Genomic DNA, 18,671 nt, shown 5'->3' on the forward strand with positions numbered 1-18,671 from the left:
TACGGTGACCGAGGTTAAGGGCGAGTGAACGGATATATACTAATCGATATTATAGAAAGGACCTATGAATAAACAGGGTAAAAGAATGAATAGAGTTAGCGCAGAAGCGTTTGGTACACGCCTAATCATTTTAGCCTTGGGGTTATTCTCAGGGTGTACAAATAGCAATAGTGACCCGCAGGTTCTTAAGAACGATACGGTTGTAGCCATTAGAGATTCAGGGCTACGGCAAGTTGCAGATTCGCAGTCCATCAAAAAAAAGCACAGATATGTTCCTCCCCAAATCAATCAGGAGGCCATTCAGAGAGCTGTAATCTCTAAGCACGACAGTAGTTTTCATGTGTACAACAACATCATGACAGATTATCGGATCATAGGTTATGAAGCCCCCGATACCACTTCAAGGAAGATGGTGTTGTTTTCCATTTTTACTTCCGATGTAAAGGACAATCCGTTTCACTGCCCCTATGGATCTTATTATTATACGGGGTACCCGGTTGAGCTGGTCATCAAATATACCGGGGAGCAGGAATCCTTTATTAAAGCTCATATAAGTGGGGAATCGAAGAAACCTGCAACGGTTTATTTCGAAAAGAAATGGGTGGAGTTTGATGAATGATATGCTGCGATGAAGAGATCAAAGTTGTGGTCAGTTATATGGTGGAGCTTTTGTCCAGAAGTGCTGGAATAAGAATTCGTCCATTGCAATTGATCTTCAAAATTTAGATGTTATATTTAAACAAATTAGCTTATTGAGCTAAAAAAAAGCAAGAATACTTTGTGTCGAAATTTTAAACAAGCCCTATCCCATTAAAAACATGCAAAAATTAATCATTTCTTTATTGTTGCTCATTTCTATTTTTGCCTGTACCGATACAAAAAAAAGAAGCAATGCCAATAACGCTGATCAAGTCGCAGCCGGAGAAAGCAGGTCAGTAATGACCGCTCCGAAAGTTAGGTTGGATAAAGGCACAAAGAAGATTTACGAGGATGGCCCAAATGGTTCCAATGAAAACAGCGGTGACAGCATTGCTTTTGGAAAATACGCTGTAGAAATTGATCGGGTGAAAGAAAAGGCGCAGCTTGATTTTAATAGCAATCCAGATGCCATTCATTTTAAAAGTCGTATCACCGACGGCTATAAAACTAGTGACATCAATTTCGCAGGCCATTATATCGCGATAGCTTTCGGCTGTGGCGGAGGCTGTATAATGGGCTTTATCGTTAATGCAAAAGATGGAAAAATCTATTACGCCCCGTTGGGAGAAGAAAATATGTGCGTTTGGACTGTAGAGATGAACACCTATAAACCAGGAAGCAGGTTGTATATTTCATCTGTTTGTAAGGATCAGTCTGATAGTAAGGATGTTTTTTATAAAGCCTATGTCTGGAATGAAAAAGAAAAAGTCTTTAAAAAAGAAGACAGTAGGAACTTTATAGCAGTTAAAGCAAACCACTAATGCCAACCTTGAAAAAACGAAAATTATTAAGCCAGCGGCACCCGATACTTTATTTCGTTGCAGTTTGGGCGAGGCGTCTCAAACGGATGGCCGAGTGGCATCTAGACGATAAGAAATATGCGGCCAAAAGAACTACAGATAAACTTTCAAACCGGATAAAAAAGCATCAGTCAGTTCTGCTCAAAAAACTTGGGGAAAACAACGAACAGCTTCAGCTTAACAAAGTGACAAACCTCAAGATTGCAGTTAGCAATCTTGATGGAATTCTGATACGGCCTGGTGAAACCTTTTCATTCTGCAGGCTTGTGGGGCTTCCTACCAAAAGAAAAGGTTACCTTCTCGGTATGGAGCTTTCCTTTGGCGAGGCAAGGGCTGGGATTGGCGGGGGAATTTGCCAGATTTCAAACCTAATTCACTGGTTGGTTATCCATAGCAAGCTTACGGTCTGCGAACGTTATCACCATTCTTTTGACCCTTTTCCCGATGATGGCCGGATTTTGCCCTTCGGTAGCGGTGCGACTGTTTTTTACAATTACAGAGATTACCAGTTCACAAACAATACAGAACACATTTTTCAGATCAACCTCTGGTTTTCCGACAAATGCCTTGAGGGAGAGCTTCGTGTCAATGCAGAGCTTGACTACGCCTATCATGTAAAAGAGAAAGAGCATCAGTTCCTGAAAATCAATGGACAATTCTACCGAAGAAACGAAATTTGGCGCGACAAGATCCTCAAGTTTGAAAGCGGAAAAGTTGTGGCGACGGAATTGCTAACTAGAAATTTTGCAAGGGTAACTTATAAGCCTGAATTTTATATAGAAGAATGTTGATCGCTCGGAAATAAAAGTAAACGAAATAGCTTAAGTGTAAGTTGGAAAAGGGATACGAGACTATCTTACAACAGCAAAAGATAATAGAAAACCTCAAGAATTAAGTCGTCACATTTCTAAAGAATTTCTTAACAAAAAGATAATCTATGAGCCCTTTCCCTTTGGCTAATTTTGTCCTGTTCTTATCCTCAGCGCAATGGCGAAAAAAGAGATCAGTGTTTTTATCCAGCAATGGCTGGCGGGTGATGAGCCGTCATTTGGAGAAATCCTGGAATTCTATTATCCCCGGCTCTTGGCATCGTCGCTTCGAATGGTTCCCATCAGGGAGGATGCAGAGGAACTGGTGATGAACGCTATGCTAAAGATCTGGCAGTACAGGCATCGAATGTCAGAGGTACGCCAGTTCGACAATTATCTTTTTGGGATATTGAGGCAACAGGTCGTTACGCTATCACGAAAAAGGGTAATGTTGATACAGAACATTGAAGAATTGCCCCTTGCCGATCTCGGTACAGTGGCGCATCCCGAGTTTGCCCTTGCTGAAGTACTTTCTAGGTACCGGGCAGCATTAGATAAACTTAGCCCAAAACAACGGGAAGTATTCCTGGCCCTGCGTGAGCATGACCAGAGCCGCAAAGAGACCGCTGAACGCACAGGTATGTCCATCCATACGGTCAACAGCCATATGAATACCGCTCTCAAAATACTTCGCCAAGAGATGAAGGAATACCCAGAAGCATTGGTGGGCATACTGGTCGGCAGTTCCTTTTTCCAATAACAACATCTACAGCAAATACCAACGATCTTTTCACCCGATAGGATGCCTTTGCCTTGTTGCCAAGGCTTTATGGACACTTCCAAATAAACGGCATGAATTTTTTGATGTTACCCCAGTGTTAATGAAATCCATATAGTATTAACAAATCATTAATTCGCACTTTACCACTCATTATAAAGTTTGTTTTCAGCATTCTTTATAGTGAGGGCAGTATGCCCGGTGAAAAAATGGATATGGACCGACCATCAGAAAACACCCTGATCAGATATTTTAGGGGACAATGCTTGCCGCACGAGATCGAACTGATAGAACTTTACCTGTCAATGGACATAGACCATGTGCATGTAGCTGACAGCATCAAAACTGCTTGGCTCAATGGCCAGAAAAATTCCCACTTGCACATAAGCGATGCAGACGTAGAAGATTTTAGTAAACGATTCTATGCCCTTCAGGCAAAGCTTAATCAGCTCCCTCCTTTAAAAGACCAGCAGCCTGTCAGCAGATCGGTACTTCGATTTCCTGTCTGGATGAAAGTAGCAGCAGCCGTATTGATCCTAGCCGGTACCACACTACTACTTTACCATTACCACTACCAAACTAAAGGGAGCGAACTAGCCCAAAATGTCGAAGATGTTCTTCCGGGGGGCAATAAGGCGATGTTGACGTTGGCCGATGGTTCAGTAGTCTCTCTATCGGACGAGCCTAATGGTAAACTCGCGCTCCAAGATGGACTTGAGGTAGCGAAAACTAAAGAAGGTGAAATTACATACAGCTCAGCTAAAAAAAACTCAGGATCATCTTATGCCATCAACACTATTGCTACCCCAAGAGGTGGTCAATACCGGGTAATCCTGCCAGATGGCACCAAAGCATGGCTCAACGCCGCATCCACGCTTAGCTATCCGCTCAGGTTCCAGAAAGAAGGAAGAAAAGTGAAAATGACGGGCGAAGTCTACTTCGAAGTGGCTAAGGCCATCAATTCCGGTACTGGCAGACGCATCCCTTTTTTGGTTGAGACCAGTAAGCAACGGGTGCAGGTACTGGGCACGCATTTTAATGTGAAGGCCTATCCGGACGAGCCCGATGTAAGGACTACATTGCTGGAGGGAAGCGTAAAGATAGTTTCAGGCAACGGCCAAGCAGCGCTCCTGCACCCAGGCCAGCTTGCTGTGCTGACCGGGCACATCGAGGTAGCTTCAGCTGATATCGATCGGGAACTGGCCTGGAAGAACGGGGACTTCATATTCAGGGGCGAGACACTGGAAAGTGCCCTGCGCCAAGTGGCAAGATGGTACAATGTAGAAGTAGAATGTCCAGAAAAACTTGGCAGGCTGCGTTTCAACGGAATGATTTCCCGTAAACAGCCCCTCTCCACAATTGTGGATATGATACAATTAACAAAACTGGCAAAAGTGACAATCAAAGGAAGGAGGCTCATCGTGACGGACTGATACCATACCGCATGAGGCCAAAAAAAACCAAGGGTGGTGGAACACCCCTGGCCGTAAGTTAAACCTCGTCAAATACCTTGTAGCAACAATAGCATCAACTCATTTAACATTAACAAAAATATGAATTTTTATCAATGCATGCGTGTTATGAAAATCACCATGATATTATTAACCTGTGTACTGGTACAGGTGAGTGCGGCCAGTTATGCCCAGCTCGTTTCCATAAACAGGCAAAATACCACTATACATACCATACTGGAAGAGATCAGAAAACAGACAAAATATGATTTCTTTTACGATACCAACCTTTTCAATAAGGAAAAGCAGGTCAGTATTTACGTAAAGGATGCTTCAATAGAAGAGGTGCTCAACACCTGCCTTAAGGGCAAACCTTACCAATATGTGATTAAAAAAAATATGGTCGTGATCACTGCGACAGATAAGCCTACAAAAACGCCAATAGCTAATCAGTTGCCACAGCAACAGCTCGGACGTATAGCCGGCAAAGTCATCGATGAGCGTGGTGAACCTCTTCCCGGTGCTGGAATAAAGGTGTTGCAAACAGATAAATTGCTGCAGAGCAACGCCGATGGTAGTTATAACCTAAGCATTGCCGAAGGAATATATACGCTGGAAGTTAGCTATATCTCCTTCCAAACTAAGCGTGTAACCGATGTAATCGTAAAGGCTGGACAATTGACTGCACTCGATATCGTATTAAATGCTGCAACCAATAAATTAAGCCAGGTGGTAGTAACCGGAACATTCAAGAACGAAAGTATCAATGCGCTCTATGTCCGCCAAAAGAACGATGCAGCTATTTCCAATGGCATTAGCCGGGAACAGATGGCCGCATTGCCCGACAAGAACATTGGGGAAACACTCAAGCGGATCTCTGGGGTAAGCACAACCGATAACCGTAGGGTAGTGGTACGTGGCATTGCCGAACGCTATAATGTAGCCATGATGGACGGTGCCACCTTGCCCAGCACCGATGTACAGACGCGTGATTTTGAGTTTGATATCATTCCCAGTAACCTGGTAGATAATGTTATTGTCTCCAAAACTGCTACGCCAGATATGGGCTTTGGATTTGGTGGCGGGCTGGTCCAGGTGAATACGATGGCCATTCCCAGCCAGGATTTCATTTCATTCAGCATAGGGAGCAAATATATCAATGGAAGCACTGGGAAGGATTTTTTGGGCTACGGGCGTGGTAAGAGCGATTACTTGGGCTTTGACGATGGCAAGAGGGATCATTTTCCAAAGGATCTTCTTTATATAACCTCGGGCAACTATAATCCTACCAATCCATCTGGTACCATACCCGCTCCAGGGAATGAAAAGGTTACTCCCGAGATGATCACTGCACAGAATAAGAAGATTGGAGGATTGGAACGATTGGGTACACGGATTTATCAAACAGCTCCTGGCCAAAACTACCAGTTCAGCCTGGGTAGAAGCTACGGACTGAAAAACAGCCGTTTCGGGTTTGTAGGTTCGCTGAGTTATCGTAACGAGCAGGCCATTGATGATATTGCAAGTTTCGAGCGCGGTGCATTTAATAAGCTCAATAATAATACCTACGATCCCATCACCAATGAGGAATTAAAGAAAACTGCCGCTACGCAATATAATTTTACCACCAGTCTTGGTGCATTGGTCAACCTTGGCTGGAGCACTAAGAACCACAAGGTTACGCTGCGTAATTTTTATTCAAGGGCATTTGCCAATCAGTTCTTCCGCATTTCCGGCTGGGGCGAGGATCTGGGCTTTGGTGATAATCCAGCGGTCAGAGAATATGACCGGCCGAAATTTATCGATCTCTTGCAGAACAAGATCAGTGGCGAGCATACCGTTGGCAAGCTGAGGCTTGACTGGGGCGTTGCCCGCAATCGGGTTAACAATCATGAGCAGGATGCGGTAGATGCCAATCTTTCACATACGACTTCCTTAAATGGCACCAGCTATAATTACATACCTGGTGGAACTGCTGGTGGTACTACTAATCCAGGCCCGCTAAGTCGTTCTTCCTATAAATACGTTGAAACGAATTGGATGGCCGATGCTGCACTGAGTTACAAGTTCAATATCCGCAAGTCGGTACAGACATTCAAAACGGGTTACCAGTATATGGATAAAAAGGGTGGGTTTGACTGGAGCGTGCTGCCTATTGGGACGGCAAGTAGCTTTGATAATGGATATAAACCGGTTCAGCAATGGGACATTGATTTTAAAGACCCCCTGCATGATATCTACTATTTCCCTGCACAATTCAACAATAATAGTTATGTAGGTAAAAACAATAACCAGGCCCTTTATGGGATGATGGATAACCATGTTGGTAGCTGGCTCCGACTGGTATGGGGAATGAGGGCAGAATATTATAAATACGAAAAGGTATTGGATGGAGCTTCAGATAAGGTTTCACAGGCCGACCTTGACAATGCGGATAAGGTCCGTTATGTAGACCCAGAAACAGGCAACCTGGTTCATCGTACCTATGACGCCAGTGCCGAGGAAAAGAAATGGCTGTACATGCCTTCTGCAAATCTTACCCTTACCCCGTTCGCTAATTTCAACGTGCGTGCTTCGTATGCCAAGTCGGCAGTTAGACCTGCTCTCATCGAGAATTCGAGCTTCTCGCGTTTCAACTATCTGTACGGCCGCATCCAGCGAAATACGGGTGTGATCTCTACCATTATTTCCCATTATGATCTGAGGATGGAATGGTATCCCTCTGCTGGCGAAGTCCTCTCTGCGGGCTACTTCAAAAAACGCTTCAACAATCCCGTAGAGATGTATCTTGACATCACTAATACCAGTGGTGCTATCGACCTGCTTACGGCCAATTCCGACTATGCCAACGTTCACGGATGGGAGCTGGACCTGCGTAAGAACCTTGGGTTTATCAACAAGGGCTGGAAATTTTTAGCTAATATGTACTTCAGTGGTAACCTTACCCTTCAAAATTCAGAAGTACAGGCAAGTGCCTTTCGCTATACATCAATGGGGGCATCAGATGATGTAGACGGCAAGTCTTATCAGTATCGTAGCAAAACTTACCTCAGGGAAAAACGGCCACTATATGGCCAGGTTCCGGTACTGTATAATGCAGCACTACAATATGCAGGGGAGCGGTTGAGTGCCAATGTCGCCTTTAACCACTCTGGCTATAAAGTTTTCACCGTGGGTATGCTGCCTCAATATTCGGAAATGGAAAGGCCACGGAACCAGTTGGATGCACAGTTGGGCTTCAAGTTCCTGAAAAGCAAAAAATTGGAAACCAGGCTAAACATGTCAAACCTGCTCAACAGTCCTTACCGTTTTTTTATCAATGGCAAGGAAACCTATAAAATAAAGCCCGGTGGTGATAACATGACCATGAAAGAATGGTCTGACGTATACGAATGGAAGTACGGATTTTCGGATAAATATGAAGAAGGCTATTTTGAAACATCCGAGGATGGAATTGTTAGGCGTATAGGAGATACGAATTCCCTCGTCCGTAAAATTGGCACATCGTTCAGCTTAAGCCTTACTTACAATCTTTAATTTCTTTTTAAACCTTAAAAATATGAAAATTAATAAAATATATCTAGGCTGCCTAAGTATGATGTTGCTTGCATTGGCGTCCTGTAAAAAAGGGGATCAGAATTTCTTCTACAAGGGAGACCTGTTACCCATTACCCTTACGGGATTTAATGGAAGTAGTGAAGAACTCAACGTGAAAGTGGATACTTTTAAATTCGCTGTTCCGCTACAGCCCAATTCTAGTTTTGTACAAAGCAACTCCTACGAATTTAGAGGAACTGAAGATCGGGTCAAACTCCTTGTTAGCGAAAAAAAGACCGGAAAAGTTGTAATGGAGAGAGAACTTAAAAAGGAAGATGGCCCAGTGAAAATAAATTTTCTTTATATGGACGGCAAAGCTATTGCAATGCCGGCTAAGCCAGCTATCGAAGACGGTAAGATCAGCCTTATCTATATGTTCCAGCCCACAGTTACCAAATACACCGAGCCAGTCGATTTTGTAGTGGGAAAATATTATGTAACGCCTCAGGTTTTCGAGGAAATTGTTAGGGCCAAAAACGTAAAGCCGAACGAGTTCAGCACACCTGTCACGTTACCCACATTTTCTGTTGCCAGACAGGATTACAATGGGGTAATGACTTCCGTTTCGTTCGTGGTCCGCATCTGTAAGGCTGGTACGAATACGCTTTATACCGATGGCACAACATATACATGGAATGCGCTGTCTTCTACCGCACCAAAGCCTGCCGCATCCGTTGCATCATCTAAACTGTATATATTCAGCGAACTTCCATCTGGGAATAGTATGAGATTTGCTACCCGTTTAGAACAATAAAACCAAACCATGAAACAAATGATCATCAACATCAAAAAAATGAGTTTCCTTATGCTATTGCTCTCAGGGCTTTTAGCCTGCAATAAGGAAGAAGGGCTAACTAAGGCAGTCAGCATCCGGATTGCCGGTTATAACATCGGAAACAGTGAATTGGAAGTTTCGATAGACGAGGTGGCGTACGATAAGTTCAGAACCCCGGCGAACCGGAGGCTCGAATTTGCAAAAGTCTATACCTATCCTTCGGGCAAAAGCCAGGCATCCCTAAGAATAAAGGATGTCTCCAATGGAAAGGAAGTATTTCAGCAGCAGCTGCAATTTAGTAGTAGCGATATGGATCTTTTTTTTCCATATGTTATCATTAATGGAAGTTCATTAGAGATAAAGCCTCCCGTACCTGACCCATCTACCAACAAGCTGGCCTTCTATATCCACTATCCGCAAAGCAGTGATGCGATAGATATTTTTTTTAAAAACGATGCGGGACAGATTTCCTACCTCGCTAAGAACGTAATGCCCTCCAAATGGACATATGTAGACTATATGACCGCCAAAGAATTTAAGGACCAAACTAAGATCTCCAATTTATATTTTACCAAAACGGGTACAACTACCCAATGGGCATTTCAGAATAGCGAACAGATGAGCAAAAGCCCATCAGGATCGCTACTTCTCCCAAATTTCGAAGAGAAGGGCCTCTCCCGTACCTTCTTTGTAACCCCTGGAACCAATCAGTTAGAAGTGGTTAACTTATTCAAAAGGCCCAACTAGGATAAACGAATATTAAAAAAGATAAAATTTCGGAAAGTTTAAAAGGCAGCCTGCAAAGGCTGCCTTTTTTTGCTAATACTTTATCAGATAAAATGAGAATAAAAAAAGCAGCATTACCCTAAATTATTTCGTCAATCTTTGAAATTCAAAAGCACGCAGCTCCAGTAGGCAGGATCCAATCTTAGTGGAGAATATTGCATTTACATGTCTGGAAATATTGCCAATGACCTATCGAATAGCTATCTAATATGCGTTCTGCCAAAAATTAGCCAGTGGTGCGGAGATCGGCCTAAAATCAATTACAGGGGCTATTGGTATGCTGCAATGTTGTATCGTTTACTTTAACCATTAGAGCCGTAGCTGTTGAGCTGGAATATACGAAACTTAATATTCCCTTAACAATACATACAGCAACCCTTGCGTAATATTGCACGTGCGTTTTTTTGATCTTTTGAAATCTTTCAGGTCTAGGCTTCTTTTAAGCTTTTTCTGTTTTATACTCGTAATCCTTGGTTGGGCCGCAGTCTATTTAAACATCAGTGGCCACCAAAGGCAAGTGCAGCTATTTGTTGCCCGGCTTGCCGCTGTTCAGGTCCGCTATCTGGAAAGCTCTGGACATTTGCAGCAGTTTATGCTGAAAGGCTTTCATGAGCCAGGCTTTTACGCTACGGGAAAACAGAGGGACATCGATCTTTTTCTGGGCTTGCAAAGCCAGATTAGTAAAGAATTGGTGTTGTTAAAAGGTTTAGGTAGGCAACGCCAGATCAATGTAACCCATTCGCTAGACAGTCTTTTAGAGGTCAACGCTCAGGCGATTGCTCTGGGAAGGGAACTGAAGACGCTTTATTACAAACGCGGTTTCCAGGACCAAGCGCTTGAGGGCGAAATGCGCAGCTACGCACATTTTTTAGAAGATTCAACCGCTATTAGTAAGATAGACCTACTGCAGCTCAGGCGCCATGAAAAAGATTATATGCTCCGAGGTAATTTGGCGTTTGCGGAGTCCTTTTCCATGCAGATGAACCGCACCCTGAAGACAGTAGCAGCTGGCAGCATAGGCTATCGGGCGTTGATCAATTATCGGAACTGCTTTAATCGCCTGGTCTCGATTTCCGAAGTTCTTGGTGTTCAAAAAGATACTGGTGTACTGCCTGAGACCCTATCCAATATCAAGCGGTTCGGGATGGTCTATGCACAGTTACTCCATGTAGCAGATAAGGAGATCACCGAGGCTGAGGACAATTTTAATTTCATGGTGCTGCTTTCGACCGGTATTTCGCTGCTGCTAACATTGTTATTGAGCTGGTTCCTTTCTAAGTACCTCACCAGGGACATCAAAGAGCTGAATTCCCGCATGTCGGGCTTCATCCAGTCGGGTTTTAAAGACCTGCCAAAGTTAGAGGCCGATAAAAAATTCATTCCCAATAGCAGGGAAATCGATCAGCTGAACCGGGATTTCTCCCTGTTAAAGGTGCTGTTAAGGGATTACCTTTCTAAAATAAATGACCACAACGAGCAACTGCAAGTACAGTCAGAGGAGCTGCAGGAATTGAACGAGGAGTTGCAGGTGCAGTCCGAGGAACTCAGGCTGCAGTCCGAAGAGCTGCTGAAACAACAGCAACAGGAATATGCTGCAAGGCAAGAGGCCGAGCAGGCCAACCAGGCGAAAAGTGTTTTCCTGGCAACCATGAGCCACGAGATCCGCACCCCTATGAACGGGGTGTTGGGTATGGCGACGCTTTTGCATGAGACACCTTTGAATACCGAACAGGCCGAGTATGTGGAGACGATTCGCAACAGCGGGGAAACACTGATGAGTGTGATTAACGATGTTTTGGATTTTTCTAAGATTGAGTCCGGTAAATTGGAACTTGATCCGCATGATTTCGATCTGCGCTATTGTATAGAAGAAGTAATGGATCTGTTTGCAGGAAAAGCTGCCCTGAATGGTATTGACCTGATATACCAGATTGCAAATGATGTTCCCATGCACCTGCTGGCAGATAGCACGCGGTTAAAGCAGGTGCTGATCAATTTAATTGGCAACGCACTTAAATTCACGCATCAGGGTGAGATTTTTTTGAATGTAAGCGTAAACCATGATTACCGCAACAGTCATTTGATGGAACTGGCCTTTGAAGTGACCGATACAGGGATCGGGATACCGGAGGAGAAACTAAATGGACTGTTCAATGCTTTTACGCAGGTCGATTCTTCTACGACACGCAAGTATGGGGGAACCGGGCTGGGATTGGCTATCAGTGCTAGGCTGGTTGAGCTGATGGGCGGAAGCATCGTTGTGAAAAGTACTTTGGGCAAGGGTGCCTGCTTTTATTTCAGCATGCACGCTGCCATTAGTGAACAGCAGATTCGTCATCAGGCGCATTGCATGATGACAGGATTGGGTCAGAAGCGGGTGCTGGTAGTCGATGACAATCTAACGAACAGAAAAATCCTGCAAGTGCAGCTCGAGCAGTGGAAACTTTTGCCTGTGATGGCTGCTTCTGCCGGGGAGGCTCTTGTTTTATTAGCGCAAAGAGGCTTTGATCTGGTTATCACAGATATGCAGATGCCTGAGATGGATGGCGTGCAGCTGGCAACGAGGGTCAGGGAGATGAATGCATTGTTACCCTGCATTCTGCTGAGCTCTGTTGGTGATGAAACTAGGAGTAGGTATCCGCATCTTTTTACTGCTGTACTAACAAAACCGGTTAAACAGCAACAGTTATGCAAGGTAGTTCAGATGGCTCTTCAGCAGGTTTCTGAAGTGCTGCAGACCGAGCCTAATAAAACCGCTTTGCTCGACCCTGGATTTGCAACCGAGCACCCGTTGCGCATTCTTGTGGCCGAGGACAATCAAATCAATCAGAAATTGATCATCAGAATATTGAACAAACTTGGTTATGGACCAATGGTTGCCCAAAATGGGGTTGAGGTGCTTTCAATGATGGAAAGCGATACATTTGACCTCATTTTAATGGATGTGCAGATGCCGGAAATGGACGGGCTGGAAGCGACCAGAATCATCCGTTTAACGCCTATCCATCAACCTGTTATAATTGCTATGACTGCTAATGCGATGCTGGAAGACAAGGAGATGTGCCTAGCAGCAGGGATGGATGATTATTTATCGAAGCCGTTGCATATTGAACTTCTGCTCGGCGCACTTTCTGCAATACGGGTACACCCGGGTTTGTATTAAGGCTGGCACTTGCATGCAGAAGAGGACTTGTAAACACTTGGCCGAACGTTATAAACAACTAATACCCAATGTTGATATAAGATTATTTCATGAAAATATTGGCCACTGGCCTCAAGTTGAAACCACAACATACATTTAATACTTACAATCAATTTTTAAAAAGAATACAGACTTGAGTTTAGTATAGATAACTTAACTTTATTTTGTAATTGAAGATTGCTATCTTGTTATCATCTTAAGAATAATTAAAATCTATGTATTTCACTTCCTTACCAGATCATTCACAGGTTAATTTTGATGAGGAAATGCACTTCAGTCGTTTCAAAAAACACAACATCATTTTTAATACGGTGAGCGATTACAGTTATTGTGATGATCATGTGGGTTGCCTTTCTTTTAAAACCATTTTAAGTGGTGAGGAATGGTATGTTGTGAACAACAGAAGAATTGCGGTTAGACCTGGTCAGTTTCTGATTCTAAATGATGAACAAAATTATTCATGTAGTATTGATCAAGAGAAAGTAAAGGGCTTTTCTGTGTTTTTTAAGAAAGAATTTGCCACAGAGGTATTTAGGGATGAAATGAGCAATGAAGAAACGATACTCGACAATCCTTTCAATGTCGCCGAAAAATCACCAGAGTTTTTCCAAACCTTAAAATACATTACACCTGATTTACAATTGCAATTAACAACACTCATTTCTGCACTTGAAAATGACGACTTTCATGCAATGACAGATGAAAAATTGGTTTTCTTATTGGAGCACTTAATTCGTTCGCACCAATCAGATACAAAACGCATTGATCGAGTTGCTGCGATTAAGTTAAGTTCAAAAATAGAAATTTATAAACGCTTGTGCATAGCCAAAGATTTACTACACTCTACATTTATGGATAGTTTGGATTTGCATACGCTGAGTATTACAGCCTGTTTGTCAGTCCCCCAACTCATTAGGCAATTTAAATCTGTTTTTCAGGTTACACCCCATCAATACCTTATAGCGCTTAGACTAAAGCGAGCTGTGGAACTACTGAAATTTAGCCATAAACCAATTAATGAGATTACTTGGGAGTGTGGATTTGAAAATGTGAGCGCTTTTTGCAGAGCTTTTAAAACTGCTTATGGTGCTCAGCCTTTGAACTATAGAAAAACCAGCTCTTTAAATTGAGAATTTCTGCACATGTTTAAAAATAGTCGTTTGCTAATTTTGGCCAATTGTTTTACAGGCCATCTTAAATCGAAGCAAATTGAAACACCTATTTATACTGTGGTTACTTATTTTTAGTAGCCAAATTAACTATGCCCAAGATCAAATTATTCCACTATACGAGAAAACTATTCCCAATTCAAAAAAGACACCTTTAAATTATGTAGAGGAAACCGATAGCAATGGACTAACCAGAAATGTAAGCATCCCAACGATGGCCGCTTATTTTCCTGCAAAAAATATTGCAAATGGTACAGCAGTAATCATTTTTGCAGGTGGAGGCTATTTTGTTCTGGCTCAAACTACCTGCGTTGAAATTGCCAAAGCCTTCAATAAAGCGGGTGTTACTGCCTTTGTTCTTAAATATCGCTTACCCAATGATGTAATCATGATAGATAAGAGCATTGGTCCTTTACAAGATGCACAAAGGGCTATTCAATTGGTTCGTGAACGAGCCATAGAATGGAATATCAATCCTGCAAAAATAGGTATGGTAGGACTTTCTGCTGGGGGTCATTTGGTATCAACTGAAGGTACACAGCTTGATCGGATAGTAATTGATAACAAAGCAAATATTTCTCTTCGACCTAATTTTATGGTATTACTTTACCCAGTGATTATTTATGATCCTGCTATTCCAAGAACTCGCGAAAATCTAATTGGTAAAACACCTGATGCAAAAGCTCTTTATTTATATGGAACTGAAAATCATGTGAGTTCAAATACACCGCCAACATTTCTGGTTCATGCGCTAGATGATGATGTGATCCCTGTAAAAAATAGCTTGCTATTTTTTAATGCGTTGCTTAAGGCTAAGGTAAAAGCAGAGATGCACATTGTACAAGATGGTGGACATGGATTTGGTTTGTACGATCCTGAAAACAAGGATAAATGGTTTACATGGTGCATAGATTGGATGAAAAAAAATGGTTTTTATTAGTTATGATATTGCCTCTGTTGATTTCATTTGAAATAATCTTTTAATTTTTACGATCAAGAAATTATGTTGGAGATGACCAGAAAGGTAAATGAGTTACTTCAATGCAAAAGCAAAGATGCCCACAGAGTTTCTGCTTGGTTATCACACCAACCGAAGGTGAGCTGAGCTGCAGTGTCGGTTTTTTACTATTTACAAAAAAAACGTTAAACTATTTTTGAAGTATAAAAAAAACACGCCTAAAATATTTAGAATGAAAACCACTTTTCCTTGGGCTCTTTTTCACGATAGCAGTACTGGCCTAAAAGTAGATACCTTACTTAGGCTCTGCAATTATGCAAAAGCATTACTTTGGGTATCAGTACTTACTTTTGCAATGGCATACCTGTCTTGTAAAAATGACCGCCCCAATATTATAAAAGATGAGCTTAAGGTACCCAGGATGGAAGATGTGCTAAATGGCAATAATCCAGCCCTTGTTACCCTGGTTAACAAAGTAAGAGGTAGTGTGGGGAGAAGAGGTCCGGGCTCAAAAACAATTTGGAGCAGGAAAAATGTACATGGCCTAGGTCTGTACATCAGCGCTAATCACGTCTATGGCCTAGGCTGGAGCTCCAGAAATGCTCAGGTGTTTGATTTACATGCTGAAAATATGGGTATTTTTGAGACGTCTCAAATACCTCCTGTGAATGGAGATCTTGCTTTAGGTAAAACCTTAATCGCTGATTTTCCGCTTATGCATTTTGATATCTCTGCAAGTGCAACCAATACGAGCTTATTACCATCGCAAGACTTTTACTTAGGTATTATAGATAATCAACGGGTAGAGCAGGGGCCGCTGAGCAAACATCCAGAAATGGTTAAAACTAATGTGCCCCTGCAAATGCATGACCCCGTTAACCGTACGAATGCTAGTCAAACCTGGGCTGTAGCTATTGCTGGTGAACAGGCTGTGGGGGTTGGGTATCCTCAGGATAGAAGCAACTATCCAAATGGAGCGGTTGCCTATGGAAAAATACTATCTGATACAGAAGCCGCAAATGTAATGTTGGCTTTAAAAGCTGCTGGAGATATAGAGGGAACTGTTGCTTATGATCCAAACGTAGAATTTATCCTTGAAGCTCAGGGAATTGCAGGTATGAGCGGAGGCGGTGTATTCAATTCAGAAGGGCAGCTATTGGGTATCATGGTAAGGGCTAGCGACCAGCAGAAAGCGCCTAAAATAATAAGAGTGGTAAAAATGAGCTACATCCGATTTAAGATGTTGGAACTTTATAACCAATTGCCTCAAACCCCTAAAGACAAAGTAGAGCGATTTATTAGTGGTGAATTATAGTACCAGCGGGGAGTAGTCAGCCTAATTTTTTTCATAATAGTTGGCTTTTCTAAATTTGGCAGGGGTACAATTAAAGTAAGATCTGTATAACCTGATAAATGAACTAGCACACTCAAATCCTACTGCAGGTACAATTTCATTGATGGGGAATGCGGTATTCTTGATTAGGTAATTGGCTCTTTTCAATCTTATTTTAGTTAGGAACTGATGAGGCGTTTCTTCGAAAGCCTGCTTAAAAGTCCGCAATAAATGGTTTACAGATAAAAAGCTATTTTCTGCTATTTCTTTTAGTCCAATCTGCTGATTATAATTGCAGTAGATAAAATCCTTAGCTAAGTTTAGTCTTTTGATAACTTCTTCCCTAGTATGTTGTTTTAGCGACTCTAAACGTTCTTCTGCCAAGAGCACATCATGATTAAAAATTTCTAAATAGTTGATATAAGTATGATGTAGGTATTCTTCCAATAAATGGTCATCATCTACTCTGTTTTTTACAAATCTCCTAATGTGATGAAGGTTGAAAAGAAGATTGCTTTTTAGTGGCAACAGTGTTTCTGGAAAATGGAAATCCGGGGTGTGATCATCAACTGGATGCTCTAAAAGATAGTTAGTGGAATTTTGCAAAGTTCTATTGATATCATGTATGAACTTTGGATCAAAGGAAATTGATAGCGACTGTACATAATCTTGAGAATGGATCTTACTTTCGAAATCAGTACCCTTGTTGATCATCAAAAAACAATCGGGATGAACCATAAGCTCCTTTTTGTTCATTATATAATTTTGAACGCCCGAAAAAACAAATTTAAGGGTAAGGTCATGATTCTGATACCCTACATGGCTATATTTTTTTGTTTCTTGATAAAGACTGTTGTTGTTGTTAAGACGTTTGAAATAGGTTTCCATTTTGCTTTAAATTTGTGGATCATTGTATGCTCGCTCCTCTATCACAACAATCTTATTTCCTGCAGGATCGTAGAAATAAAAGCTCATCCCAAGAGTAGAGTATAATGGGGTTGACAATTGTCTGAACCCATTATCCTTGAGCCTGCAGTATTCTAAAATGCAATCATTGGTATTTAGAATCAAAGTACTTCGGTCGGGGTTTTCTTCTTCGTTCCAGATCAGGATCAAGCTTATTTCCTGCTGTTCTTTTTTTTTCAATATCCACCACTGTTCATAATCGCCAAACATCACATTTTTAAATACTGTAAAATCCAAATGTTGGGTATAAAAGGAAATGGACTCTTTTTTATCATCAATATACAGGGATGCGTATCTAATCATTTTACTCATTATCAAATTCAGGCCAGTACCTAACAATCATGTTTAGGTGGTTGAGACTTTCCTAAGTTGATGTATCGGCTACTATTTACTTCCTTTGTCAAAACTAGGTTAGAGGATCTAAACGAAATAGTAAAAAACCGACATAATTGCGAAATTTTACGCTAGTATATTAGCTACAATCAGATGGCAAACCTTGGGTTAAATTTTGGTAATGAACGCTGAACTTTCTGAAAGCATGAAATTGTTCTTTTGGAACTGGACGGGGGTAATATTTGTAAAGGTTTTAAAATCTTTGATGAAATGAGATTGATCTGTATAGTTAAGGATATGGCCTACAGTTGCAGAATTGCTATAAGAGGGGTCTTTAAGAAGTGATAATGTTTTTTCGAAACGAACCAGGCGTTGGAAGGTTTTTGGAGATATTCCCATAGCGCTTTTGAATAACCTTTCCAATGTTCGTTCGGTAATCTTGTACTTCTTTTGTAGTTTAAATAGATCCGTTTGTTCAGCAAGTTCATTTTCGAGTACAATCTGGATAAGGTTGGTATTTACAAATAACTTGTGACTGAGCTGTTCTTCTATGAACCTGCACATAATTTCAATCCGCTGCACATGAGATTTTGCGTCTGAGAGTTTACGGATAAGATCTGCGTAGCCCAAATCATGTAGATCTATTATTTTATTGACCATCAACTCGTCAGCCGTCTTGAATATCTCAGTGAGTGCAAATGAATTGAAACTCACACCAAAATGAGAAAAAGCTGCCTGGATAGACATTGATGATGGGGATGTTTCAATTCCACAAACGTAGGCCTTGGGAACATATTTATCCTCACTGTTTTTTAGCCCATATCCATCATCTACCTGAAATACTAGTCTAGGGTATCTATCGGCATAATTATCAAAATAGATTATTTTTTCAGATTGGTGATCTAACAGGTCACAACTCCAGTAATACCTAACAAATTTCTTTAAATGGGTTGGTGGTTGATAGAAAATGATGTTCATCTATTAGGCAGTTTTAGACAAATGTTATTAGCTAGGT

At 41.7% G+C, this 18,671-nt stretch carries 15 protein-coding genes; 12 read left to right on the forward strand and 3 right to left on the reverse strand.

Features of this window, described 5'->3' with window-relative positions:
• Positions 1-64 precede the first annotated feature (64 nt).
• The 12 genes from FA048_RS15715 (at position 65) to FA048_RS15770 (ending at position 16,339) form a co-directional block, all read left to right on the forward strand.
• On the forward strand, positions 65-619 hold the full coding sequence (locus tag FA048_RS15715; protein WP_136842842.1) for a hypothetical protein: 555 nt from the start codon (positions 65-67) through the stop codon (positions 617-619).
• A gap of 199 nt (positions 620-818) precedes the next feature.
• Positions 819-1,460, forward strand: coding sequence for a hypothetical protein (locus FA048_RS15720; protein ID WP_136842844.1), 642 nt, complete (start codon positions 819-821; stop codon positions 1,458-1,460).
• Positions 1,460-2,290, forward strand: a complete 831-nt coding sequence (locus FA048_RS15725) for a VanW family protein (protein WP_136842846.1) — start codon at positions 1,460-1,462, stop codon at positions 2,288-2,290. The genes FA048_RS15720 and FA048_RS15725 overlap by 1 nt, the downstream gene beginning before the upstream one ends.
• Before the next feature lie 196 nt (positions 2,291-2,486).
• Complete coding sequence (locus tag FA048_RS15730; RefSeq protein ID WP_136842848.1) at positions 2,487-3,068, forward strand: RNA polymerase sigma factor; 582 nt, start codon at positions 2,487-2,489, stop codon at positions 3,066-3,068.
• Between the two features lie 212 nt (positions 3,069-3,280).
• Positions 3,281-4,519 (forward strand): FecR family protein, encoded by a 1,239-nt coding sequence (locus FA048_RS15735; RefSeq protein WP_225872559.1) that lies wholly within the window; start codon positions 3,281-3,283, stop codon positions 4,517-4,519.
• Positions 4,520-4,639: 120 nt separating this feature from the next.
• Positions 4,640-8,074 (forward strand): TonB-dependent receptor, encoded by a 3,435-nt coding sequence (locus FA048_RS15740; protein ID WP_136842850.1) that lies wholly within the window; start codon positions 4,640-4,642, stop codon positions 8,072-8,074.
• 22 nt (positions 8,075-8,096) lie between these two features.
• Complete coding sequence (locus tag FA048_RS15745) at positions 8,097-8,888, forward strand: hypothetical protein (RefSeq protein WP_136842852.1); 792 nt, start codon at positions 8,097-8,099, stop codon at positions 8,886-8,888.
• An 18-nt stretch (positions 8,889-8,906) separates the two neighbouring features.
• Positions 8,907-9,656 (forward strand): hypothetical protein, encoded by a 750-nt coding sequence (locus tag FA048_RS15750; RefSeq protein ID WP_136842854.1) that lies wholly within the window; start codon positions 8,907-8,909, stop codon positions 9,654-9,656.
• 556 nt (positions 9,657-10,212) lie between these two features.
• Entirely contained in the window at positions 10,213-12,858 is a 2,646-nt protein-coding gene (locus tag FA048_RS15755) for a hybrid sensor histidine kinase/response regulator (RefSeq protein WP_136842855.1), read from the forward strand.
• A 254-nt stretch (positions 12,859-13,112) separates the two neighbouring features.
• Complete coding sequence (locus FA048_RS15760; protein ID WP_136842857.1) at positions 13,113-14,027, forward strand: helix-turn-helix domain-containing protein; 915 nt, start codon at positions 13,113-13,115, stop codon at positions 14,025-14,027.
• Positions 14,028-14,106: 79 nt separating this feature from the next.
• Positions 14,107-15,006 carry an alpha/beta hydrolase gene (locus FA048_RS15765; RefSeq protein WP_136842859.1) on the forward strand — a complete coding sequence of 300 codons (900 nt, stop codon included), beginning with the start codon at positions 14,107-14,109 and terminating at the stop codon, positions 15,004-15,006.
• A gap of 250 nt (positions 15,007-15,256) precedes the next feature.
• Positions 15,257-16,339: a serine protease family protein gene (locus FA048_RS15770; protein WP_136842861.1), complete on the forward strand. Its 1,083-nt coding sequence runs from the start codon at positions 15,257-15,259 to the stop codon at positions 16,337-16,339.
• Between the two features lie 21 nt (positions 16,340-16,360).
• Here FA048_RS15770 and FA048_RS15775 read toward each other — a convergent pair whose 3' ends face one another.
• The 3 genes from FA048_RS15775 to FA048_RS15785 form a co-directional block, all read right to left on the reverse strand.
• Positions 16,361-17,245 carry a helix-turn-helix transcriptional regulator gene (locus tag FA048_RS15775; protein WP_136842863.1) on the reverse strand — a complete coding sequence of 295 codons (885 nt, stop codon included), beginning with the start codon at positions 17,243-17,245 and terminating at the stop codon, positions 16,361-16,363.
• A gap of 6 nt (positions 17,246-17,251) precedes the next feature.
• Positions 17,252-17,626 carry a VOC family protein gene (locus tag FA048_RS15780; RefSeq protein WP_169306891.1) on the reverse strand — a complete coding sequence of 125 codons (375 nt, stop codon included), beginning with the start codon at positions 17,624-17,626 and terminating at the stop codon, positions 17,252-17,254.
• Positions 17,627-17,824: 198 nt separating this feature from the next.
• Complete coding sequence (locus tag FA048_RS15785) at positions 17,825-18,634, reverse strand: helix-turn-helix domain-containing protein (protein WP_136842867.1); 810 nt, start codon at positions 18,632-18,634, stop codon at positions 17,825-17,827.
• Positions 18,635-18,671: the final 37 nt, after the last annotated feature.

It is taken from the genome of Pedobacter polaris (assembly GCF_005116505.1).
Lineage (GTDB): Bacteria > Bacteroidota > Bacteroidia > Sphingobacteriales > Sphingobacteriaceae > Pedobacter > Pedobacter polaris.

Coding starts and splice junctions, on each gene's coding strand:
- FA048_RS15730 (WP_136842848.1), top strand. CDS start 2,487: ATGGCGAAAAAAGAGATCAGTGTTTTTATCCAGCAATGGCTGGCGGGT.
- FA048_RS15775 (WP_136842863.1), bottom strand. CDS start 17,245: ATGGAAACCTATTTCAAACGTCTTAACAACAACAACAGTCTTTATCAA.
- FA048_RS15715 (WP_136842842.1), top strand. CDS start 65: ATGAATAAACAGGGTAAAAGAATGAATAGAGTTAGCGCAGAAGCGTTT.
- FA048_RS15770 (WP_136842861.1), top strand. CDS start 15,257: ATGAAAACCACTTTTCCTTGGGCTCTTTTTCACGATAGCAGTACTGGC.
- FA048_RS15740 (WP_136842850.1), top strand. CDS start 4,640: ATGAATTTTTATCAATGCATGCGTGTTATGAAAATCACCATGATATTA.
- FA048_RS15785 (WP_136842867.1), bottom strand. CDS start 18,634: ATGAACATCATTTTCTATCAACCACCAACCCATTTAAAGAAATTTGTT.
- FA048_RS15780 (WP_169306891.1), bottom strand. CDS start 17,626: ATGATTAGATACGCATCCCTGTATATTGATGATAAAAAAGAGTCCATT.
- FA048_RS15735 (WP_225872559.1), top strand. CDS start 3,281: ATGCCCGGTGAAAAAATGGATATGGACCGACCATCAGAAAACACCCTG.
- FA048_RS15745 (WP_136842852.1), top strand. CDS start 8,097: ATGAAAATTAATAAAATATATCTAGGCTGCCTAAGTATGATGTTGCTT.
- FA048_RS15720 (WP_136842844.1), top strand. CDS start 819: ATGCAAAAATTAATCATTTCTTTATTGTTGCTCATTTCTATTTTTGCC.
- FA048_RS15760 (WP_136842857.1), top strand. CDS start 13,113: ATGTATTTCACTTCCTTACCAGATCATTCACAGGTTAATTTTGATGAG.
- FA048_RS15725 (WP_136842846.1), top strand. CDS start 1,460: ATGCCAACCTTGAAAAAACGAAAATTATTAAGCCAGCGGCACCCGATA.
- FA048_RS15750 (WP_136842854.1), top strand. CDS start 8,907: ATGATCATCAACATCAAAAAAATGAGTTTCCTTATGCTATTGCTCTCA.